The following is a 22,593-nucleotide window of genomic DNA, read 5'->3' on the forward strand; positions in this document are numbered from 1 at the left end:
TTTCAAAATCCGGTTCTATCACGCGTGCCCTGAAACGTGAAAAGGGATGGGCGGTAGCGTGTCCTGAGATGCATGCCGCACCAGGCAAGATCCAAACAAGGAGACCGTCGAATGAAAGCGAATAAGTCGGGTGAGTCAGGAAATTTCGTGGTGCTGGCTGAAAGTCAGGAAGAGCTGGGGTATGGCAAAACGGCTATAGGTGTTGAGGTTGTGCGGGTGTTTCTGGCGCACGCTGATGTCAGCCAGCTTAAAGAACAGTACAGCGGCGAGGCGGGTGAAACGTTCGCTAAGGCGATACACGAGAACTGCACTGTCTGGTTTCCGTTAAAACAGTATAAGGCACATAAATGATGGGTAAAACGCTGTACGGCGTGCTGTATGCACTGAGATGGCTGGGCTGGCTGATTAAGTACGTTTTCATCTGGCCCGCCGCCATGCTGATGCTGTTGCTTATCATGCTGTTCTGGCTGGGTAACACCACGCCAGGCACCCTGATGGCGGAGGAAATCGCGTCAGTTTCCTGGAACGCGCAGACGGGGGAATACCGCATCCCTGTTTGTGATGAACGGAAGGTTGACAAGGAAATTACTGACGTCATTGTGGCCGCGCCTACGGATGTTTGTCGCGATACGGTACTGACAAACGCGGAAGGCTATGCGGCGCATATTGACGGCTCACTGCGCGTGCTGCAGACGTTATGGGTGGTGTTCGGGATTTTCTTTGTTTTGGGGGCGTTTGCCCTTGGATGCCGCCCGTTCACCTACCGACCATACCGTCCGGGAGTGAAATTGGCGGCTACGCCTGTAACGGTTGAGAAAAGCAAAAAGGATGGCCGCCATGAGTAGTAACCCACTGGATGCGGTGACCCGCACGGTCAATGCGCTGGTAACCGCGCTGAAAATGCCCGATGACTCTGCGAAAGCCAATGACATTCTCGGGCAGATGAACTTCCCGCAGTTCAGCCGGCTGTTGCCATACCGTGATTATGACGGCCAAACCGGGCTGTTCATGAATGATAAAACGATGGGATTTATGCTGGAAGCCCAGCCGATCAATGGCGCGAATGAGACCATTGTCTCGTCACTCGAAAACCTGATGCGCACCAAACTGACCCGGGAGGTACCGCTGGCCATCCACCTGGTGTCCAGTCCTCTGGTGGGGCAGGACATCCAGTACGGTCTGCGCGAACTGTCCTGGACCGGCGAAGAGGCCGACAAATTCAACGCCATCACCCGTGCCTATTACCTGAGAGCGGCGGAAGAGGGGTTTCCCCTGCCCGAACATCTAAATCTGCCGCTGACACTGCGTAATTACCGCGTCTATTTCTCCTGCTGCGTCCCCCGCAAACGGGGCAGCAAGGCCAGCGTGATGGAGCTGGAGAACCAGGTGAAAATCATCCGCGCGTCCTTGCAGGGAGCACAGATTGTGACCCGGGGCGTGGATGCCGATGCCTTCATCCGCATCGTGGCGGAAATGGTGAACCACAACCCGGATGCGCTGTACACCAAGGATCGTGAGCTAGACCCGCTCAAGGACCTGAACTATCAGTGCGTAGATGACAGCTTTGACCTCAAGGTGAAAGCGGATCACATGACGCTGGGCCTGCGTGAAAACGGGAAAAACAGTGTGGCGCGTATCATGAACTTCCAACTGACCCGCAACCCGGAAATGGCGTTTCTGTGGAATACGGCTGACAACTACAGCAACCTGCTGAGTCCGGAGCTGTCCATCTCCTCTCCGTTTATTCTGACCCTGATCCTGTCGGTAGAAGACCAGGTGAAGGCCCAGAATGAGGCCAACCTGAAGTTTCTCGACCTGGAGAAAAAATCTAAAAACAGCTACGCCAAATTTTTCCCGGGTGTGGTTCAGGAGGCGCAGGAATGGGGTGACCTTCGTCAGCGGTTGGCCTCGGGCCAGTCTTCACTGGTGAGTTATTTCCTGAACATCACTGTTTTCTGCCGGGATGAACAAGAAACCGCGCTTAACGTGGAGCAGGACGTGCTGAACAGCTTCCGTAAAAACGGATTCGAGCTCATTTCCCCGCGTTTTAACCAGATGCGTAACTTCCTGGCTGGCCTACCGTTCACCGCCGGTGGCGGTATGTTTAAGCAGTTGAAAGCGTCCGGTGTCGTGCAGCGTGCCGAAAGCTTTAATGTGGCCAACCTGCTGCCCGTGGTGGCTGATAGCCCGCTGGCCACCGCCGGGCTACTGGCACCCACCTACCGCAACCAACTGGCATTCATCGATCTGTTCAGCAAGGGAATGGGCAACACCAATTTCAACATGGCGGTCTGCGGCACATCAGGGGCCGGGAAAACCGGTCTTATCCAGCCGCTTATCCGCAGCGTGATCGACTCCGGTGGATTTGCGGTGGTGTTTGATATGGGCGATGGCTACAAATCCCTGTGCGAGAACATGGGCGGTGTGTACCTCGATGGCGAGAGCCTTAAGTTTAACCCGTTTGCCAACGTCACCGACGACACTATCAATGAGATGGCCGAGCGTCTGCGTGACCAGTTGTCGGTGATGGCCAGCCCCAACGGGAATCTGGATGAAGTCCATGAAGGCCTGTTACTCAAGGCGGTGAAAGCCACATGGTTGTCGAAGAAAAATCAGGCACGCATTGATGACGTGGTGGACTATCTGGTGATGGCCCGTGACAGCGAAGAGTATGCCGGTTCGCCCACACTCCGCAGCCGCCTGGACGAAATGGTGGTGCTGCTTACCCAGTACACCTGCGATGGCGTGTACGGCAGTTACTTCAATTCGGATGAACCGTCGCTGAGGGATGATGCGAGGATGGTGGTACTGGAGCTGGGCGGTCTGGAAGACCGGCCGTCGCTCCTGGTTGCGGTGATGTTTTCGCTCATTCTTTATATCGAAAACCGCATGTACCGCACGCCACGCAGCCTGAAAAAGCTCAATGTTATTGATGAAGGCTGGCGGCTGTTGGATTTCAAAAACAACAAGGTCGGGGCCTTCATCGAAAAAGGCTACCGTACCGCCCGCCGCCATACAGGCTCGTACATCACCATCACCCAGAACATCGTCGACTTCGACTCGGACACCGCTTCCAGTGCGGCGCGGGCGGCCTGGGGGAACTCGTCGTACAAAATCATTCTCAAGCAGTCAGCCAAAGAATTTGCCAAATACAACCAGCTTTATCCAGATCAATATTCGCAGATGCAGCGCGACATGATCGCCCGTTTTGGCAACGCAAAAGACCAGTGGTTCAGCAGTTTTATGCTGTCGGTGGAGCACCTCACTTCCTGGCACCGGCTGTTTGTCGACCCGCTTAGCCGGGCAATGTATTCGTCAGACGGGCCGGACTTTGAGTTCGTGCAGCGTCGTCGACAAGAGGGATTGACCATTCACGAAGCCGTCTGGGAACTGGCCTGGCAGAAGTCCGGCCCGGAAATGGCGTCGCTGGAGCGGTGGTTGCGGGAGCATGAGGGGATAACCCTTTGACAGCACATCGTTCTGAAAAGCCAGAGATACATGGAGTATCTGCGAACTGTGACTACGTATCAAATCCCTGCCAGCGGTTGCGCGGGGCATTAAGAAGGAAACATCGATGTTTGTGAAGAGAAAAACCTTTGATGCCTGCTTTCATCAGCTCACCAGTTGCAGGCACTTATTGTCCGCCAATCAAGAATCGCTTGGGCAGTTGCGCTCAGCGGCAGAGGTCGGTGGTGGGATTTATAAACGCATCCTGGAATGTCGTGAAATGGCTGAAGGTGTTCGTCGTATGACGACGCCCGGCAGTGACCAGCGTCGCCTGCTTGACCATCTGGTCTATATGGATGGATGGCTATTGCAACTGGCGAACGCATTGCCGCTAAGCGGGCATACGCGGCAAATACTGCAGGCGGTATTGAACGGCGACGTTGCAGGGATATACGAGGGTGAACATTGGCTGGGGGCAGTGATGGAACAACAAATCGAGCTCCAGGAGCGAGTGCGCATTGCAGGAGGGAAAACGTGAAAAAAACAACGGTACTTACGGTGTTTCTCATCGCCGGCACGCTGCTCGCCAGCGCCGTTATCAGTTGGCTCACTTGTCGCCTGAATGCGCCTGTGGTGGCGTCATTTAACATGAAGTCCACGGTGGATGCCTTCTTTGAAAGCACCACACGCCGGTCGCTGGACGAGGCGCAGACCAAGGCGCTGTCAGAGCGCTTTAATGCCGCGCTCGAAGCCAGCCTGCAGGATTGGCAGGCTCGTCACAACGGCCTCATCCTGGTGGCGCCGGCGGTGGTGCAGGGCGCACCGGACATTACCCGCGACATCCAGAAGGACGTGGCCCGCCGCATGAAGGCCTCGTCATGAGGGCGGTCGTTGCCCTGAGCCTGACGTTGTTTGCGGGCAGCGCACTGGCCACGGATTTGGGGACGTGGGGCGACCTCTGGCCCGTGGCCGAGCCGGACATGCTGAGTGTTATCGAGCAGCGACTGCAGTCCCTGCAGCAATCCGGGGAAATGGACAAAAAGATGACAGAGTTTAAAGACCGTGTGGTGCGCAATAGCCAACGTCCGCCGGCGGTGGAAGGGATAACGCGTGCCGTGCGCTACGAACGGCGCTGGTTCGACCCGAGTATCCGCCTGGACAAGGACGTGTCCGATCATGAAGGCCGGGTGTTTGCCCGGGCCGGTGAGGTCTTTAATCCCCTGAACGTGGTGCCGTTCAACGAGACCCTGATGTTCATTGACGGCGACGACGCAGAGCAGGTGGCCTGGGTAGCGCGTCAAAAACCGGCGACGCTGATTGTCCGCATCATCCTGGTGAAAGGCAACATCCCGGAGACGTCGGAAAAGCTCGATAGCCGTATCTTCTTCGACCAGAACGGGGCACTGACGACCCGCTTCGCCATCAGCGAAGTGCCGGCCCGCGTGACGGCGGCACCCAGTGGGCTGCGCCTGAAGGTGGAAGTTATCCCGCCGGAGATGACGCAGTACGACAGCCAGGGAGCAACACATGAGTAAGGTGCTGGCCACCCTCGGTGGTCTGTTATTACTGGGGCTGAGCCACGGGGTGATGGCGGTGCCGGGCGCAGGAGCCGTGGCTTGTGAGGGGCGGTTTGTTAATCCGATCACCGATATCTGCTGGCGCTGCATGTTTCCGTTGTCGCTCGGCAGTGTGCAGGTGACAGGTGGTGACCTGCCGGACACGCCCAACCCCGCCAGCCCCATTCAGTTCTGCCCGATGCCGCCGCCGATATTCCAACGCATCGGACTGGCCATCGGGTTCTGGGAGCCCATGGCCATGACGGATGTGACCCGCTCGCCGGGCTGCATGGTCAATCTCGGCGGGTTCTCCATTAATCTCGGCAAAATGGGTATGGGCACCGCGAAGAAGGACGACAAGCAGGTCAACGGCGCGTTCTACCATGTGCATTGGTACAAATACCCGCTGACCTACTGGCTCAACATCATCACCTCAATGGGGTGTTTGCAGGCCGGTGACCTGGATATCGGGTATCTGTCCGAGATTGACCCCACCTGGGGGGACAGCGCCCTGACGTCGATTCTGAACCCGGAAGCGGTGATTTTTGCCAACCCGATAGCCCAGGGGGCCTGCGCGGCGGACGCCATTGCCAGCGCGGTGGGCATGCCGCTCGACCCGCTGTTCTGGTGTGCCGGCTCGCAAGGCTCGATGTACCCCTTTAACGGCTGGGTGAGCAATGAGTCCAGCCCGTTGCAGTCGTCGGTGCTGCTCAGCGAACGGATGGCGTTCAAGTTACACCGGCAGGGACAGGTGTTGGAAAGCATCGGCGCAGATCGTGCGGTTTGTCATCAGTATCCGTCCCCTATCATCCCAAAATCGCGCTGGCGCTATCAGATGGTGAACATGATCCCCGATGTGCTGCAGTGCCATCCGTTCGGGCGCACCGTGATGCGCTGGGAAGTGGGACACAATCTCCCGTCAACGCGAAAAAACTACGGCTACCTGTTGTGGCGCAAACGTAACTGCGTCTTCCTCTGAGAAAGGATCTTCTGATGAATACCCTACACCGACTGGCGGCAGCGATATGGCTGTCGGCCTACTGCACCTCTGCGCTGGCCACCGGGATACACGACGACAACCGAGAGTTCCTGCGCCAGCAGGAAAATCTGAGTAATCAGCTGCGCCAGCAGGACAATGCGCCGCTGCGCCAGATGCTGGAACAGCAGGTACGCCAGAACCCCCTGTCCGGGGGAGACCGGCAGTTTATCGATAGCCTGAAACAAGAACAGATGGACGGCCAATCCGATAAACCGGCGCAGGGGGCGCTGTACTTCGTGTCGTTCTCCATTCCCGAAACTGGCCTTAAACGCATGCTGTCGGAAGCCCGCCGTTTCGGTATTCCGGCGACGCTCCGGGGGATGGTGCAAAACGACATGAAAACCACGGCTGACGCCATCATGGCGCTGGTCAAAGACGGCAGCACCGACGGGGTGGCGATTGACCCCACCCGCTACCGCGAGTTCGGTATCACCAGCGTGCCGTCGCTCGTGGTGTTTTGTTCGGTGGGGCACGATGTTATCCGGGGCAACCTGCGGCTCAAGCAGGCGCTGGAAAAAGTGGTGGAGAAGGGCGACTGCCGGGATGAAGCCCGCCGTCTGCTGGAAGAAGGAGCCAAAAAATGAACCGCGTGTGCCTGGTTTATGTGGCCGTGCTCCTCATGGCGGGGATGGCCAACGCGAACGCACAAACCGATGCCGATGCGCAGTATAAAGCCGGTGCCGATTTTGCCCGTGAGATAAAGGGCAAGGGCGACAGCAGCCTGAACAACTTCAATCCGGGCGACAGTATCCCGAACTACACCGATTCCCCCGGCGAGAAAAATTACTACGGTGGCGTGACAGCTACCGGCGACGGTGCCATGAAAGCTGATGGGACGCAGGAGTGGACAACAAACAAGGCTACTCAGGCGGTGACAGACTCTTTCATTAATAACCCGAAAGAGCCCATCTCACCTGATGCTCCGTTTATCCAGGGAAGTCAGGATGTTCAGTCTCGCGCAGATACCATCATTGGCAAAACAGGGCAGACACAGTGTGAAACACAGAATATAAATCGGAGTGAGTTCACCAATTACACCTGTGAGCGTGATTTATTGGTTGAACAAGCCTGCACGCGCGAAGCCAGCATTAAAGAAAATGTGACGACAGAAAAACAGCAGAAAGAGGTCACAGTACCGGTAACCCTCACAGTTAGCAGCGGTACTGCTTGGAGCGGTAAGCTGGTGATCCCTGAAAATGGAAGATTGTTGAGGGTGGCAGTCAATGCGACCAACATGCCAATCCCCTACACCAGTGATTGCAACAACACATGGAGCGGTAAGTGTGAAAAGGCTATGAAGGAAAGCTTCACCATCATGGGGCAGAGTTTGCCGGTAAAAATTGATAAGTTGCCAAATTACAGTGAGCAATGTTCAGGTGGAAAAAATGGCAGCTGTACCGTTCGGTATAATGATGGGTTCAGTAGTGTTAATTCGGCGTTTAATGTCGACATGTGGGTTGGCGCCGGGCAATCTTTTGATGTCCAGAAACAGTCACATTTCGCATGGGGTGTTGCCAGCAGTTTTCCTATATCTATAACACTAACGTTTGAAATTGACGTCGTCGTCGCTTACCCCGAAGTGGTGTGGTCTGAATATTGTCCTTTCAGTAAAGAGGAAGGAAAGCTCAGTAAATCTGAATGCATTAAACCGGGTGAGACGCGCACCGTGATCGTGGCCAACAAGCCCTATTCATTCACGGAGTCTTGCTGGATGTACAAAGATACTTATGCCACTCAACCCGCCGATGCAGGTACCTGTCAAACCTACATGAATAATCCCGCGTGTACGCTGGCCGCTCGGCAATGTGCTTTTAGCGCAGAAGACGGTAGTGGTTGCCTGCATGAATTCGCAACCTATTCCTGTGAAACCCGTACTTCCGGGACTGTCATGATATGTGGCGGCGAGAGCTTCTGTCTCGATGGTGAATGTGAGCGTGCTCAGAAGGGAAAAAATAATGATTTCGCGCCGGTGGTGTCGGCGCTGGCGGCCCTCGCGGCGGCGGGGAAAGACGTGGCAGACCTCAATGGTGTGGATGTTCGGGCTTTCACCGGCAGCGCTAAGTTCTGTAAAAAGTTTGCGGTCGGCTTCAGCGACTGCTGCAAGGACTCGGGTTGGGGGCAGGATATCGGAATTGCCAACTGTAGCACCGAAGAGAAAGCGCTGGGCAAAGCCAAAGAGAAGCAACTCACTATCAGCGTTGGGGAGTTCTGCTCGAAAAAGGTGTTGGGCGTGTGTCTGGAGAAAAAGCGTGGTTACTGCCAGTTCGATTCAAAACTGGCCCAGATTGTTCAGCAACAGGGGCGCAATGGTCAGCTGCATATCGGCTTTGGGGCTGCCAAAAGTCCGGACTGCCGAGGTATCACCCAGACCGAACTCCAGCAGATTAAATTCGACAATCTCGACTTCTCTAACTTCTTTGAAGATTTGCAAAACAACCAGAACATCCCCAACAACGACGCGCTGACGGAACGTGTCCGTGAGCAGATAGCCACTCAGTTGCAGAGTAAGTAAGGCGGGCATATGAAAAAACGACTCTCCGTGACGGCGGCCGCGCTGCTGCTCAGCCTGCCGACGCTGGCGAAGGACGCCGGCTGGCAGTGGTACAACGAAAGTCTGAAGCGGAAAACGGAAGAACCGCCCACGGCCACAGCTCCGCCCGCACAACCGGACATCATGGAAAAACTGGCCACGCTGCAACAGGCCACGAAACGGGCGATGTATGAAGCCATCCTGTACCCGGGCGTGGAAAACTTCACCCGCTATTTCCGGTTGCAGAATTACTGGGCGCAGCAGGCCGGATTGTTCTCGATGAGCGCCAAAAAAGCCATGCTGGCGCACCCGGAACTGGACTACAACCTGCAGCACAGCCACTACAACGGCACCGTGCGCAACCAACTGGCGGCAGATTTTGCCGATCAGCGCCGGGCCATCGAAGCACTGGCTCAGCATTACGGGGTGATGTTCTTCTACCGGGGGCAAGATCCCATCGACGGACAGCTGGCGCAGGTGATCAAGAATTTCCGCGAAACCTACCAGCTGAGTGTTATTCCGGTGTCCGTGGACGGCATCATCAATCCGCTGTTGCCCGACAGCCGCGTTGACGCTGGCCAGGCAGAGCATCTGGGTATTCGTCACTTCCCGGCGCTGATGCTGGCCGACCCGAAAAGCGGCACCGTGAAGCCCGTGTCCTACGGGTTTATCAGTCAGGACGATCTGGCCAAACAGTTCCTGTACGTTTCCACCGATTTTGCCCCCAACTTTTAGTTTTCGGAGAGTCTGTATGCGTAAATTCCGCTTTCGTCTGCCTGAGTTTGACAACGTCGGGCTGTGGATACTGACACTGGGCGTCTGGTTTCACATTGTTTCCCGCCTGATCCGCCCCAATCCATCAATGGCCATTTTGCTGGCGCAGATTATCGGGGTGTCGCTCACCCTGTGGGGGGGCTATCGCATCCTCAATGTCTGGATTGCCCGGGCACGGGCGGCAGAGCAGGACGCCGCCGACCGTAGGCCGGCAACAGGAGCTGAACACCATGAAGGTTAAACCACTGTTACTGCTGACCGTACTGTGTGTCTGCCCTCCGGGCATTCAGGCAAGCACGATGGACGAACTTCAATCGTTATGGAGTCCAAAAGGGCTTGGGGCGGCCGCACCCGAAACCAAAACAGAAACCCCAGCATCTGCCGCGACGGTGGTCACTGCAGCTCCAGTCCGTCAACCGGTCTGGTTCCGGCTGAGTAACGGGCAGCAGGCCAACCTGGCGGAATGGAAGGTGGTGCTGTTTATGCAAGGGAGTTGCCCGTATTGCCACAAATTCGACCCAGTGTTGAAGTCGCTGTCTGAACGCGTGGGGTTTGGCGTGATGGCCTACACCATTGATGGGCACGGCGACGAAGCGTACCCCGAAGCCTTACCGGTACCGGCAGATGTTATGCGGACATTCTTCCCCAACCTGCCGGTCGCTACCCCCACCACGTTTCTGGTTAACGTGAACACCCTGGAAGCGTTGCCGCTGTTGCAGGGGGCCACTGACGAGCGGGGCTTTATGGCTCGTCTCGATACCGTGTTGCAGATGCGTCAGGGAGGGCGCGCGCTATGATGAAAACCCCACGGGCCGCCCTGTGTGCGGCACTGCTGACGTTGCCGGTGACGGCGGTAGCCGATGTGAACAGCGATATGAATCAATTTTTTAACAAACTCGGATTTGATTCCAACACCAGTCAGCCCCAGGTCTGGCAAGGGCAGGCGGCAGGTTACGCCTCCGGTGGGTCGATGTATGCCCGCACCCAGGTGAAAACCATCCAGCTGGTCTCGATGACCCTGCCGGACATTAACGCGGGCTGCGGCGGTATCGATGCCTACCTGGGCTCGTTCAGCTTCATCAACAGCGAGCAACTGCAGCGGTTCGCCAAACAGATCATGTCCAATTCGGCCGGGTACTTCTTTGACCTCGCCCTGCAGACCACGGTACCGGAAATCAAAACTGCCAAAGATTTTCTGCAGAAAATGGCCAGCGATATCAACAGCATGAATCTTAGCTCCTGTCAGGCCGCGCAGGGCATTGTCGGCGGGCTGTTCCCGCGCACGCAGGTTTCCCAGCAAAAGGTCTGCCAGGACATTTCTGGGGAGAGCAACATGTTTGCCGACTGGGCGGCCTCACGGCAGGGCTGTACCGTGGGCGGCAGCATGGACACGGTCCGTGATAAAGCGAGCGATAAAGATAAAGAACGTATAACCAAAAACATCAACGTTATCTGGAGTGCGCTCGGTAAAAACCGGATGTTTGACGGCAACAAGGAACTGAAAGAGTTCATCATGACTCTGACCGGCACGATGGTGTTTGACGAAAACGGCAATATCACCCCGCTCCCCGCCAGAACAACAGACCGTGACCTGATACGCGCCATGATGGAAGGTGGCACGGCGCGGGTGTACCACTGCAACGACAGCGACAAGTGCCTGAAAGTGGTGGCGGATTCGACGGTCACCATCAGCCAGAAAAACGCGCTCAAAAATCAGATTAAAGACATCCTCGCCGGCATTCAGAACAAGGCCGTGACCGATGAGAAGCTCACCGAAAAAGAGAAGGGCTTCATCACCAGTACCACCATTCCGGTATTTAAATACCTGGTCGACCCGCAAATGTTGGGGGTGTCGAACAGCCTGGTGTATCAGCTGACCGATTACATCGGTTACGACATCCTGCTGCAGTACATTCAGGAACTGGTTCAACAGGCTCGGGCGATGGTGGCCACGGGGAATTATGACCAGGCAGTGATTGAGAGCATCAACAACAACCTCAACGAAGCGACCCGCCAGATAGCGTCATTCCAGGCGCAGGTGCAGGTCCAGCAGGATGCACTGCTGGTTGTGGATCGGCAGATGAGCTACATGCGTCAGCAGGTCTCGGCCCGCATGCTGCAACGCTATCAGAATAATTACCACTTCGGGGGGGCGCGCTGATGCAGGAAATCTATGTCATTGCCGGCGGCGATTGGCTGCGGGCGACCCTCAATGCCATCGTGACCTTCATGAACGGCGACAGTTGGGCGACGATACAACGCATGGTGATCGCTTTTTCAGTGCTCCTGGTTGCTGTGAACTGGATACGTCGCCACAACGTGATGGATATGCTGGGCTGGGCCGGGGTGATTATACTGATATCCCTGCTGGTCGGGGTGCGCACGCCAGTGCAGATCATCGACAACAGCGACCTGACACGGGTTTATCAGGTGGACAACGTGCCGGTGGGGCTGGCGTTGCCCGCCTCACTGACCACCAAAATCGGCTATGCCCTGGTACAGGGCTACGAAATGGTGTTTTCGCAGCCCGACAGCGTCACCTACAGCAAGACCGGGATGATATTTGGGGCGAATCTGGTGTCGCGCAGTACCGACTTTCTGTCGCAGAACCCCGAAATCACCACGCTGTTTACCGACTACGTCCAGAACTGCGTGATGGGCGATATTTTCCTGAACGGGAAATACAGCATGGAAGACCTGATGAACAGCCCCGATCCCTACACGCTGATTTTCTCCCGTCCCAGCCCGCTGCGCGGTGTGTTCAACGACAAAAATCAGTTCATGACCTGCGAGGAAGCGGCAGCGGTGATTAAACCGAAGCTGGCGCTCGATACGCAGACCGGCGGCAAGACCTGGAGCTACTATGTACGTCAGGCATTTGGTGGCCGCCCGAACCCGGATGCGTTGTTTAGCCAGATGGTGGGCGACAGCTACAGCTATTTCTACGGGGCTGGACAGGGTGCCGCGCAGATTATGCGTCAGAACGTCACCATGAACGCGGTGCGCAACGGCATCATGAGCTACGCGGCCCGTAATGGCGACACGGCGAGCCTGCTCAATATTTCCACCACCTCGTCGATGGAAAAACAACGGCTGGCGCATGCCACCGTCGGACAGGTAGCGCTGCGCTCCCTGCCGATGTCGCAAACGCTGATTGTGGGGCTGACGATAGGCTTGTTCCCGCTAATGATCTTGGGCGGGATGTTCAATGCCGTGACGCTGAACGTGCTCAAGGGCTACGTATTGGCCATCATGTGGGTGCAGAGTTGGCCGCTGTTGTATGCCATCTTGAACAGCTGCATGACGTTTTACGCCAAAGCTAACGGCTCGCCGGTAGTGCTGTCTGAACTCTCACAAGTGCAGATTAAATATTCCGACCTTGCCACCACGGCAGGTTACCTGTCGATGCTCATCCCGCCGCTGGCATGGGGCATGCTCAAGGGTCTCGGGGCGGGCTTCTCGAGCCTGTACAGCCATCTGGCGTCCTCAGCCATCAGCCCAGCAGCCACGGCAGCGTCTGGCGCGGTCGACGGCAACTACTCTTACGCCAATATGCAGACCGAGAACGTCAGCGGCTACAACTGGAACACCAACAGCTCGACGGTGTTTGGGCAGATGAGCCACCAGTTGGGGAATGGTGCAATGACCACTCGCACCCGTGGCGGTGATACGGTGGTGGACAGCTCCGGGGCCATGTCAAAACTGCCGGTGGATATCAACGTGTCGCGCCAGATTGCAAGTGCGCAGCAGGAGATGTCCCGTGAGTCTGAGTCTCAGGCGCAAACGGCGATGAGCGGGTTTAACAGCAGTATCAGCAGTGCCTGGAACTCACTGAAGCAATTTACTGGCCAGCGCGGCAGCGGCAGCACGATGACGCAGGGTGCCGACAGTTCGCAGGGCGGGCAATCGACCATGATGGCCGGCAAAATGCGCAGCGCCGTAGAAAGCTATGCCAAAGCCAATAACATCAGCGAAGACCAGGCCACGCAGGAACTGGCTCAACGGTCGGTAAATGTTACCGCTGGGGCCAGCATTGTGGGTACTGCGAGGGCTAAGACGGGGCTGGAAATTTTGGGCAATGGTGGTAGTGTCGAGGTGGCTGCAAGCCTGAAAGGCAGTGTCGATGGGGTGGATCATGACAGCCATTCCGCCAGTTCAGGAACCCGGGCCAGTCAGGATGCCCGCCACGATGCCAGCGCGCAGGCGGCGTCGGACTTCAAGCAGGGGATGGACTATTTCACTAGCCAGAAAACCAGCGAATCCGGCAGCCACAGCCAGAACAATGCCGATTCACGGGTAGACCAACTGGCGGCCTCGCTGAACAGCGCGAAAAGTAGCTACACCCAGTACAGCGATGCACACACTCGCAGTCAGGAATATGCGGAGATGGCCTCGCGTACTGAGACGATGTCTGGGCAGATGAGCGAAAACCTGACCCAGCAGTTCGCCAACTTTGTGGCAAAACGCGCCCCGGATAATGCTGAAGAGATCCTGACCAACACCAGTTCACCGGAAGTCGCGGCGCAGCGTTCTGCGCTGGCACGGGAGTTTGTGAATGAGCAGGTGGCACCGGGCGTAGACGCGCACTATACCAACGGAAAAACCTCACTGGGCAGTGGAATGGGGACGGTCTCCGGCGGTGGTAATACGGATGCGGTACTGGCCGATTTTGCGAGCAATAGCCAACAAATAGACCGCCATACGACGAATGCTGGCATCGCTAATAACGTTGGTGATAAAGTGGACACAATGATTAGCGGTAATAAAAACGCGCAGGCGGAAACTCGTCATAAGATAGAGGGTCAGTCGAGTGAAATCAGTGGCCAGCATGACAGTTTGAAAGAGAATCACTCTGAAATGCGAGAAACACAGAATAAAAAATATATCGATGAGAAAGACAAGCAGACCGGTATTCCAGGGGCGTCTTCGAAGGAAGAACTCACGCAGCGGGCTAAGAAAGCACAGGATCAGTTTAAGAATAAAAAGTGAGGTCAGTAATGCTAACGCAAAAAATCATCCGACAGGAAATAGAAGAACTGAAAGGGATCATGGGCAGTGATTCACTGGTTATTCCTAGCCTTTGGGAATGTGCAAAGCCGGGTGCGTTGATCCTACTGTGGTTGTTTATATGGCCACTTGTTTCTTTTGGTTTGTTTGGTGAAACTACAGCCGACACTTTGATTTCTGTTGGGTTTAGTTCTTTTTTGGGTCTTATCATTCTATTTTGGATTGTAAGTGCAAGGGGGTTGATTCTTTCGATTCCGAAATCCTTTTTAAAAAGGTCTGAGGTTATGTTGTTTTTGCAGAATAAAATAAAAAAATACACGATGTGCTACATGCTGACAATTTCCGTATTAGCACTGTTGTGCGCGTTCGTCACTGGTGCAGCATTAGGGTATTTAATGCCAATGATGTTTGTTTCAATAGGTTTTGTTTTTGCATTTAATGCAGACGTTTCTCGCTATCAACTCTCGGCATTCACCGAGATCGTGAAAGCTGTTAAAGCACAATAATTGCACCCTGCCTGCTGGGGCGACTGAGTTCCCCAGCAGGCAATTCGTCCGCTGCTCTGCTGACAACCCAATCGCCTGACTGACTCCCCGCCTTTAACCGTAAACACTTCACGGCTGTGCAAATCCTTTGTGCAGCCGTGAAGTGTTGCCGGCGAAGCTGGAATCTGTGGTCGAATTAAATGTGCGATTGGTTTGGGTCGGAATAGGTAATCGCAGCGGCAGGGATAGTTATCAGCGCTGCAACCAATTTTCTTTTTCGTTTAATCCTCTCTTTCATACCGGACGGATATCATGAGTTTTAATGCCAAGGATATGACCCAGGGTGGTCAGATTGCGAGCATGCGCATCCGTATGTTCAGTCAGATTGCCAATATTATTATTTACTGCCTCGTTATTCTGTTTGCCATTATTGTCGCGCTGACCTTCTGGGTGAAACTGTCCTGGCAGACATTTGTTAACGGCATGCTGTATTTCTGGTGCCAGACGCTGTCGCCAATGCGCGATATATTTAAATCCCAGCCAGTCTATACCGTGCGCTATTACGAGAAAGAGCTTAAGTACAACGCGCTGCAGGTATTGCAGGATAAATACCTTATCTGGTGTGCCGAGCAGGTCTGGGCGACGTTTCTGTTGGCTGCCATCATCGCTGCCGTGGTCTGCGTGGTGGCGTTCTTCGTAACCACCTGGGTGCTGGGCCATCAGGGTAAGCAACAGAGTGAGGATGAGGTCACCGGGGGACGTGAGCTGACCGATGACCCGAAACGCGTGGCGAAGATGCTTAAACGCGACGGTATGGCGTCCGACATTAAAATTGGCGACCTGCCGCTCATCAAGAACTCCGAAATCCAGAACTTCTGTCTGCACGGCACGGTCGGTTCCGGGAAGTCCGAGGCGATACGTCGCCTGATGAATTATGCTCGCAAACGTGGCGACATGGTGATTGTCTACGACCGTTCCTGCGAATTCGTCAAAAGCTATTACGACCCGGCCACCGATAAAATTCTCAACCCGCTCGATGCCCGCTGTGCGGCCTGGGATTTGTGGCGTGAGTGTCTGACTCAGCCGGATTTTGACAACATCTCCAACACGCTCATCCCTATGGGGACCAAAGAAGACCCCTTCTGGCAGGGGTCCGGGCGCACCATCTTTGCCGAAGCGGCGTATCTGATGCGTAATGACAAAGACCGCAGCTACAGCAAACTGGTCGATACATTGCTGTCGATTAAAATCGAAAAGCTGCGTGCCTATCTTAAAAACTCGCCGGCGGCCAACCTGGTGGAAGAGAAAATCGAGAAGACCGCCATCTCTATTCGGGCGGTGCTGACCAACTACGTCAAAGCTATTCGCTACCTGCAGGGTATTGAGGGTAACGGCGAGCCGTTTACCATCCGTGACTGGATGCGTGGGGTGCGGGAAGACGGGAAAAACGGCTGGCTGTTCATCTCATCCAACGCCGACACCCATGCGTCCCTCAAGCCGGTCATTTCGATGTGGCTATCAATCGCCATCCGAGGGCTGCTCGGGATGGGTGAGAACCGGGATCGCCGGGTATGGGTGTTTGGCGACGAACTGCCCACCCTGCACAAGCTGCCGGACCTGGTCGAAATACTGCCGGAAGCCCGTAAGTTTGGTGGTTGCTATGTGTTCGGTATTCAGTCCTACGCGCAGCTTGAGGACATCTACGGCGATAAAGGCGCCGCCACGCTGTTTGACGTCATGAACACCCGCGTATTCTTCCGTTCGCCGACGCGCAAAATTGCCGAATTCGCTGCTGGGGAGATTGGCGAGAAAGAAATCCTCAAAGCCTCCGAGCAGTATTCCTACGGGGTAGACCCGGTGCGTGACGGGACGTCGGTGGGTAAGGACATGGAGCGCGTGACGCTTGTCAGCTACTCCGACATCCAGACGCTGCCGGATCTCTCCTGTTATGTCACGCTACCGGGACCCTATCCGGCAGTGAAGATGGCCCTGAAGTACCAGCCACGACCGAAGGTCGCACCCGAATTCATCCCGCGCACCCTGGATGAGCAGGCGGATGCGCGTCTGAACCTCGCCCTGGCCGCACGCGAAGACGAATCTCGCAGTCTGGCAGTGCTGTTTACGCCGGATATTCCGGTTGAAGCGGTTGTGTCAGTGGTAGCCAGCGCACCTCCCGCGCCTGTGGACGTCCCTGTCGCGCCGGTTGCACCTGCTGCGCCCATGGAGCGCCCAGCGACGAGTGGCGCACCTGCGGCTACATCCGGTTCATCGGCAGCAGCGGTGGGCGTTGGCGGTACCGAGCAAGAGCTGGCCACCAAAGCCGAAGACGCTGAAAAGTTGCCGCCCGGTATTGATGTCAGCGGCGAAGTGGTGGACTGGGATGCCTTTGAAGCCTGGCAGGCTGAGCAAGATAGGCTGTCAGGGAAGGATATGCAGCGTCGTGAAGAGGTGAACATCAATGTGCATCGTTCGCCTGAAAAAGACCTCGAACCAGGAGATAACCTCTGATGTTAAGTCTGGCGACAGTAAAATCGGCCGGCAGCGCCGGAAACTACTACACCGACAAGGATAACTACTACGTCATTGGCAGTATGGGAGAACGCTGGGCGGGCGAGGGGGCTGCTGAGCTGGGGCTTAAAGGGGAAGTGGACCAGAAAACCTTCACCCAGTTGTTGGAAGGCCGCCTGCCGGACGGGAGTGATCTCAGCCGTATGCAGGAGGGTGCCAACAAGCACCGCCCTGGCTATGACCTGACCTTCTCAGCCCCCAAAAGTATTTCAGTGATGGCCATGCTCGGCGGCGACACACGGCTGATTGACGCACACAACCACGCGGTGGATACCGCTGTGAAGCAGGTGGAGGCACTGGCCTCGACGCGGGTGATGACCGACGGTAAAAGTCAGACCGAGTTGACCGGCAATCTGGTGATGGCGCTGTTTAACCACGATACCAGCCGTGACCAGGAGCCGCTGTTGCACACCCATGCCGTGGTGGCCAACCTCACCAGGCACGGTGATGATTGGCGCACGCTCAGCAGCGATAAGGTCGGCAAAACAGGCTTCATCGAAAACGTGTACGCCAACCAGATAGCCTTCGGCAAAATTTACCGCGCCACACTGCATCAGGATGTCACGGCGCTGGGCTATGAGACGGAGGTCGTGGGGAAGCACGGCATGTGGGAGCTGAAAGACGTACCGGTCGTCGAATTCTCCAGTCGCACTCAGGCGATTAAGGAGGCCGTAGGGGAAGATGCATCGCTAAAATCACGCGACATGGCCGCGCTGGATACGCGGCGCCCGAAAGAAAAGGTCGATCCAGAGCAACGGATGAGCGAGTGGATGCACACACTGAAAGCCACCGGCTTCGATATCCGGGGCTACCGCGAGGACGCTGACCAGCGTGCGCAGGCGGGTGACATCCCGGCCCCGGCCGTGGAGGCCGTCGACATCAGTGCGTCGGTCGGCCTGGCCATCGGCATGCTGAGCGACCGGCGGGCGCGCTTCACTTACTCTGAACTGCTGGCCACCACAATAGGCCAGTTGCCCGCGCAGCCGGGGGTGGTGGCGCAGGCGCGCGAGGGCATCGAGTCGGCGATTAAAATCGAACAGCTTATTCCGCTCGATAAAGAAAAAGGCCTGTTCACCTCAAACATTCATGTGCTCGACGAACTGTCGGTGGCGGCCCTGACCCGCGACCTGCAGCGGGCCGGGCCGATTGATACCTTTGCGGATAAAGCACAGCCCCGAACCCGAGCTTACTCTGACGCGGTCAGTGTGCTGGCGCAGGACCGTCTGCCGGTGGCGATTGTGGCCGGTCAAGGGGGGGCCGCTGGCCAGCGTGAGCGTGTAGCAGAGCTGGCCATGATGGCGCACGAACAGGGGCGTGAGGTGCAGATAGTGGCGGCAGATCGCCGCTCGGCCCGCAGCCTTGCGCAGGATGAGCGCCTTGGCGGGGAGCACATTACCGACCGGCGGGCACTGACGGAGGGGATGACCTTTTTGCCGGGCAGCACGCTGATTGTCGACCAGGCCGAAAAGCTGACGCTCAAAGAGACGCTGACGCTGCTCGATGGTGCCCTGCGTCATAACGTGCAGCTATTGATGACCGACAGCGGGCAACGCAGCGGCACCGGCAGCGCCCTGACAGTGATGAAAGAAACGGGCGTGAATACGCTGAGCTGGCAGCAGGGGGAGAAAACCCGGGTGGACGTCATCAGCGAGCCTGACCGGCGTCAACGTTATGACCGGCTGGCCACAGACTTTGCCCGCAGTATACGGGCGGGAGAACACAGCGTGGCACAGGTCACTGGTGCCCGCGAACAGGCGGCGCTCACCGGTGCGGTGCGTGATGCCCTGCGTGCAGAACGCGTGTTGGGCGAGAAAGAGCACACCATCACCGCGCTGGAGCCGGTGTGGCTGGACAGTCGCCATCAGCAGGTGCGCGACCACTACCGCGATGGGATGGTGATGGAGCGTTGGGATGCTCAGGCGCGACGTCATGAACGGTTTGTGATTGACCGCGTTACCGCCCGTAATAATAGCCTGACGTTGCGCAATGTGCAGGGTGAAAGTCAGGTGATCCGGCTGGCATCGCTCGACAGTAGCTGGTCGTTGCTTCGTGCCACGCAAATCCCGGTGTCGGAAGGGGACCGACTGGCTGTGTTGGGCAAAACGCCAGGCGCACGGCTTAAGGGTGGCGATACCGTGACCGTCACCGGCTTTGATGATAAAGGCATAGCCGTGACCCTGCCCGGTCGCAAGGGAACGGTGACGCTGCCGTCCGGAGACAGTCCGTTTACGGCGCCGAAAGTCGGGCAAGGCTGGGTGGGATCGCCCGGGCGCAGCGTGAGTGATAACGCCACGGTCTTTGCCTCGCTGAGCCTGCGGGAGATGGACACCACCACCCTCAACAAGCTGGCCCTGAGCGGTCCGCAGGTGCGGCTTTACTCGGCACAAACCGAATCGAAAACCACAGAGAAACTGGCCAGACAGTCGGCCTTCAGCGTGGTGTCGGCACAAATCAAGGAAGCCGCCGGGCATGACCAACTGGAAGATGCGCTCACACACCAAAAAAACGCGCTGCACACCCCGGCGCAGCAGGCCATTCATCTGGCCATCCCGGCACTGGAAAGTCGCAACCTCGCCTTCACAAAACCGCAGCTGATGGCGGAGGCCAGCGAGGCAGCGCCGACAGGGCCAGGACTGGCGGCGATTGAGCGGGAGATAGACCAGCAAACCCGGGAGGGTTCGCTGATGTCGGTGCCGGTCTCACCGGGGAACGGTCTGCAACTGCTGGTTGCCCGTGCATCTTATAACGCCGAGAAAAGCATTATCCGCCATGTGCTGGAAGGTAAGGATGCCGTTGCGCCGTTGATGCACCGTGTACCAGTGGCGCAGATGGAGGGGCTTACATCCGGGCAACGCAATGCCACGCGGATGATCCTTGAGTCCTCCGACCGTTTCACTCTGGTACAGGGCTACGCCGGGGTGGGGAAAACGACCCAATTCCGGGCGGTGATGTCGGCTATCGGCACACTACCGGAGGAGCAGCGGCCCCGCGTCATTGGCGTGGCACCCACCCACCGAGCCGTGAGCGAAATGCGTGATGCCGGTGTGCCGGAGTCGCAGACGCTCGCTGCGTTTATTCACGATACGCAACAGCAGCTGCGCGGCGGCGAAAAGCCGGATTTTCGCAACGTGCTGTTCCTGGTGGATGAAAGCTCGATGGTCGGCAATGCCGATATGGCCCGGGCCTATGGCCTGATCGCCGGGGGCGGCGGACGGGCGGTGTCCAGTGGCGACACCGATCAGTTGCAGTCCATCGCACCTGGCCAGCCGTTCCGTCTGCTGCAAAAACGCAGCGCCATCGACGTCGCGGTGATGCAGGAGATCGTTCGCCAGACCCCAGCCCTGAAACCGGCGGTCTACAGTTTGATTGACCGGGACATCGACAGCGCCCTCAACACCATTGAGCAGGTGGCACCCGCACAGGTGCCGCGTCAGGCGGGTGCCTGGCAGCCGGAGAGTTCGGTGGTGGAGTTCGGCGCGGCGCAGGAGAAGGCCATCGAGAAAGGTCTGGCCGACGGGAGCCTGACGCCCGGCGCACAGCCCGCCACCCTCTATGAAGCCATTGTACGGGACTACACCGGGCGCACACCGCAGGCGCAGGCACAGACCATCGTGGTGACTACCCTGAACGCCGACCGGCGGGCGCTGAACGCGCAGATACATGAGGCTCGTCAGGCGGCCGGTGAGCTGGGTGAGCAGGAGGCCCGACTACCGGTACTGACCTCCGCCAACCTGCGTGACGGTGAGCTGCGTAAAATGGCCACCTGGCAGGCGGCGCAAGACAATCTGGTGCTGCTGGACAACACCTACTATCGGATTGACAGCCTGGATAAGGAAGGGCAGTTGGTCACCCTGAAAGATGAACAGGGCAACACCCGATCGCTGTCGCCCACCCAGGCTGCGACAGAGGGGGTGACGCTGTATCGTCCGGATACTCTCACTGTATCGCCCGGCGACCGGATGCGTTTCTCCAAAAGCGACAATGAGCGTGGTTTTGTGGCCAACAGCGTCTGGACAGTATCCGAGATTGACGGTGACAGGGTCACGTTGTCAGACGGGCAGCAGACCCGGACGGTGAACCCCGCTGCCGAGCGGGCAGAACAGCATATCGACCTGGCTTACGCCGTCACTGCCCACGGGGCGCAGGGGGCCGGCGAGCCGTTTGCGATTGTCCTGCAGGGCACGGAAGGGGCACGAAAAGCCATGGTGAGCTTCGAATCGGCCTACGTGGCGTTGAGCCGTATGAAGCAGCATGCGCAGGTGTATACCGACAACCGAGCGGCCTGGGTTGAGGCGATGGGAAAATCCCGCGCCCGCAGCACGGCGCATGACATTCTGGAGCCTCGCGGTGACCGGGAAGTCAGTAATGCCGAGCGTTTGATGGGCACGGCAAAGCCGCTGGGAGAAGTGGCGGCCGGACGCGCAGTGCTGCGCCAGGCTGGATTATCGCCGGACGGATCGATGGCGCGTTTCATCTCGCCTGGCCGTAAATATCCGCAGCCGCATGTGGCTTTGCCTGCCTTTGACGGCAACGGTAAGCCGGCAGGTATCTGGCTGAGTTCGCTGATGCCCGTTGAGAGTGAAGTGCGGGGCTTAACGGACGAAGGCCGCGTGATGGGCAGTGAGGAAGCCACCTTTGCCGGCCTGCAGGTGAGCCGTAACGGGGAATCACTGCTGGCGGCCGATATGCCGGCTGCGCTGAAGCTGGCGCGGGAAAATCCGCACAGCGGCGTGGTGGTGCGTCTGCCTGGCAGCGAGGGGCGGCCCTGGAACCCCGGTGCCATCACCGGGGGCCGGATCTGGGCGGATGGCGTATCGAACGATGTGGTCACAGGCACACAGCATGGCGAAAAGCTGCCGCCGGAGATTGTGGCGCAGCAGGCGCAGGCCGAACAGCAGCGCCGCGAAATGGAAGAACGGGCCGCGCAGGCGGTACGGGAAATGGCGCGCGGCGGTGATAAGGGCAGAGAAGGAACAGACCCGGTACGGGAAGTGGCGCGTGAACTGGAACGCACGCAGGAACCCACCCCTGACGCGGTCAGGGTGCTGGACAATCACGAGGAGCGCCGACGTGATAACGCGGTGGCACAGGTGGCAAACGAGAACGTGCAACGTGAACGTCTGCAACAGATGGAGCGCGAGGTGGTGCGTGACCTCGACCGGGAAAAAACACTGAGCGGAGACTGAG

17 protein-coding genes are annotated in these 22,593 nt (G+C 57.4%); all 17 read left to right on the plus strand.

From position 1 onward, the window contains the following. Window positions 1-111: 111 nt before the first annotated feature. Complete coding sequence (locus A6U95_RS10350; protein ID WP_065684423.1) at window positions 112-351, plus strand: hypothetical protein; 240 nt, start codon at window positions 112-114, stop codon at window positions 349-351. Next, on the plus strand, window positions 348-845 hold the full coding sequence (locus A6U95_RS10355; protein WP_065684424.1) for a conjugal transfer protein TraP: 498 nt from the start codon (window positions 348-350) through the stop codon (window positions 843-845). Before A6U95_RS10350 ends, A6U95_RS10355 begins: the two co-directional genes overlap by 4 nt. Further along, the gene (gene traC / locus A6U95_RS10360) at window positions 838-3,468 is read left to right on the plus strand and encodes a type IV secretion system protein TraC (RefSeq protein WP_065684425.1); all 2,631 of its coding nucleotides are present in this window, start codon (window positions 838-840) and stop codon (window positions 3,466-3,468) included. The genes A6U95_RS10355 and traC overlap by 8 nt, the downstream gene beginning before the upstream one ends. Window positions 3,469-3,574: 106 nt before the next feature. Then, window positions 3,575-3,985, plus strand: coding sequence for a hypothetical protein (locus A6U95_RS10365; RefSeq protein ID WP_065684426.1), 411 nt, complete (start codon window positions 3,575-3,577; stop codon window positions 3,983-3,985). Further along, a complete protein-coding gene (gene trbI / locus A6U95_RS10370) occupies window positions 3,982-4,329 on the plus strand; it encodes a type-F conjugative transfer system protein TrbI (protein WP_065684427.1) in 348 nt (115 codons plus the stop codon). Before A6U95_RS10365 ends, trbI begins: the two co-directional genes overlap by 4 nt. Further along, entirely contained in the window at window positions 4,326-4,982 is a 657-nt protein-coding gene (gene traW / locus A6U95_RS10375) for a type-F conjugative transfer system protein TraW (protein ID WP_065684428.1), read from the plus strand. Before trbI ends, traW begins: the two co-directional genes overlap by 4 nt. Window positions 4,983-5,034: 52 nt before the next feature. Then, complete coding sequence (gene traU, locus A6U95_RS10380; protein WP_139102359.1) at window positions 5,035-5,982, plus strand: conjugal transfer pilus assembly protein TraU; 948 nt, start codon at window positions 5,035-5,037, stop codon at window positions 5,980-5,982. A 14-nt stretch (window positions 5,983-5,996) separates the two neighbouring features. Further along, window positions 5,997-6,626 (plus strand): type-F conjugative transfer system pilin assembly protein TrbC, encoded by a 630-nt coding sequence (gene trbC / locus A6U95_RS10385; RefSeq protein ID WP_065684430.1) that lies wholly within the window; start codon window positions 5,997-5,999, stop codon window positions 6,624-6,626. Further along, a complete protein-coding gene (gene traN / locus A6U95_RS10390) occupies window positions 6,623-8,554 on the plus strand; it encodes a type-F conjugative transfer system mating-pair stabilization protein TraN (protein WP_065684431.1) in 1,932 nt (643 codons plus the stop codon). The genes trbC and traN overlap by 4 nt, the downstream gene beginning before the upstream one ends. Before the next feature lie 9 nt (window positions 8,555-8,563). After that, complete coding sequence (gene traF / locus A6U95_RS10395; RefSeq protein WP_065684432.1) at window positions 8,564-9,307, plus strand: type-F conjugative transfer system pilin assembly protein TraF; 744 nt, start codon at window positions 8,564-8,566, stop codon at window positions 9,305-9,307. Window positions 9,308-9,323: 16 nt separating this feature from the next. Next, window positions 9,324-9,587, plus strand: a complete 264-nt coding sequence (traQ, locus tag A6U95_RS10400; protein ID WP_065684433.1) for a type-F conjugative transfer system pilin chaperone TraQ — start codon at window positions 9,324-9,326, stop codon at window positions 9,585-9,587. Next, complete coding sequence (trbB, locus tag A6U95_RS10405; RefSeq protein WP_065684434.1) at window positions 9,577-10,143, plus strand: type-F conjugative transfer system pilin assembly thiol-disulfide isomerase TrbB; 567 nt, start codon at window positions 9,577-9,579, stop codon at window positions 10,141-10,143. Before traQ ends, trbB begins: the two co-directional genes overlap by 11 nt. Continuing rightward, window positions 10,143-11,507, plus strand: a complete 1,365-nt coding sequence (traH, locus tag A6U95_RS10410) for a conjugal transfer pilus assembly protein TraH (RefSeq protein ID WP_139102360.1) — start codon at window positions 10,143-10,145, stop codon at window positions 11,505-11,507. The genes trbB and traH overlap by 1 nt, the downstream gene beginning before the upstream one ends. Then, window positions 11,507-14,335, plus strand: a complete 2,829-nt coding sequence (traG, locus tag A6U95_RS10415) for a conjugal transfer mating-pair stabilization protein TraG (protein WP_065684436.1) — start codon at window positions 11,507-11,509, stop codon at window positions 14,333-14,335. Before traH ends, traG begins: the two co-directional genes overlap by 1 nt. 8 nt (window positions 14,336-14,343) lie before the next feature. After that, on the plus strand, window positions 14,344-14,859 hold the full coding sequence (locus A6U95_RS10420; RefSeq protein ID WP_065684437.1) for a hypothetical protein: 516 nt from the start codon (window positions 14,344-14,346) through the stop codon (window positions 14,857-14,859). A 291-nt stretch (window positions 14,860-15,150) separates the two neighbouring features. Then, window positions 15,151-17,346 (plus strand): type IV conjugative transfer system coupling protein TraD, encoded by a 2,196-nt coding sequence (gene traD, locus A6U95_RS10425; protein ID WP_065684438.1) that lies wholly within the window; start codon window positions 15,151-15,153, stop codon window positions 17,344-17,346. Continuing rightward, window positions 17,346-22,592, plus strand: a complete 5,247-nt coding sequence (gene traI, locus A6U95_RS10430) for a conjugative transfer relaxase/helicase TraI (protein WP_065684439.1) — start codon at window positions 17,346-17,348, stop codon at window positions 22,590-22,592. The genes traD and traI overlap by 1 nt, the downstream gene beginning before the upstream one ends. Window position 22,593: the final 1 nt, after the last annotated feature.

The organism is Serratia sp. 14-2641, from assembly GCF_001692375.1.
GTDB classification, from domain to species: Bacteria; Pseudomonadota; Gammaproteobacteria; order Enterobacterales; family Enterobacteriaceae; genus Chania; species Chania fonticola_C.

Excerpts from the sequence above, each read along its gene's own strand:
- traU (WP_139102359.1), top strand. The coding sequence starts at position 5,035 with ATGGCGGTGCCGGGCGCAGGAGCCGTGGCTTGTGAGGGGCGGTTTGTT.
- traI (WP_065684439.1), top strand. The coding sequence starts at position 17,346 with ATGTTAAGTCTGGCGACAGTAAAATCGGCCGGCAGCGCCGGAAACTAC.
- traN (WP_065684431.1), top strand. The coding sequence starts at position 6,623 with ATGAACCGCGTGTGCCTGGTTTATGTGGCCGTGCTCCTCATGGCGGGG.
- trbB (WP_065684434.1), top strand. The coding sequence starts at position 9,577 with ATGAAGGTTAAACCACTGTTACTGCTGACCGTACTGTGTGTCTGCCCT.
- traD (WP_065684438.1), top strand. The coding sequence starts at position 15,151 with ATGAGTTTTAATGCCAAGGATATGACCCAGGGTGGTCAGATTGCGAGC.
- traG (WP_065684436.1), top strand. The coding sequence starts at position 11,507 with ATGCAGGAAATCTATGTCATTGCCGGCGGCGATTGGCTGCGGGCGACC.
- trbC (WP_065684430.1), top strand. The coding sequence starts at position 5,997 with ATGAATACCCTACACCGACTGGCGGCAGCGATATGGCTGTCGGCCTAC.
- traH (WP_139102360.1), top strand. The coding sequence starts at position 10,143 with ATGAAAACCCCACGGGCCGCCCTGTGTGCGGCACTGCTGACGTTGCCG.
- A6U95_RS10365 (WP_065684426.1), top strand. The coding sequence starts at position 3,575 with ATGTTTGTGAAGAGAAAAACCTTTGATGCCTGCTTTCATCAGCTCACC.
- A6U95_RS10350 (WP_065684423.1), top strand. The coding sequence starts at position 112 with ATGAAAGCGAATAAGTCGGGTGAGTCAGGAAATTTCGTGGTGCTGGCT.
- traF (WP_065684432.1), top strand. The coding sequence starts at position 8,564 with ATGAAAAAACGACTCTCCGTGACGGCGGCCGCGCTGCTGCTCAGCCTG.
- A6U95_RS10355 (WP_065684424.1), top strand. The coding sequence starts at position 348 with ATGATGGGTAAAACGCTGTACGGCGTGCTGTATGCACTGAGATGGCTG.
- traQ (WP_065684433.1), top strand. The coding sequence starts at position 9,324 with ATGCGTAAATTCCGCTTTCGTCTGCCTGAGTTTGACAACGTCGGGCTG.
- A6U95_RS10420 (WP_065684437.1), top strand. The coding sequence starts at position 14,344 with ATGCTAACGCAAAAAATCATCCGACAGGAAATAGAAGAACTGAAAGGG.
- traC (WP_065684425.1), top strand. The coding sequence starts at position 838 with ATGAGTAGTAACCCACTGGATGCGGTGACCCGCACGGTCAATGCGCTG.
- traW (WP_065684428.1), top strand. The coding sequence starts at position 4,326 with ATGAGGGCGGTCGTTGCCCTGAGCCTGACGTTGTTTGCGGGCAGCGCA.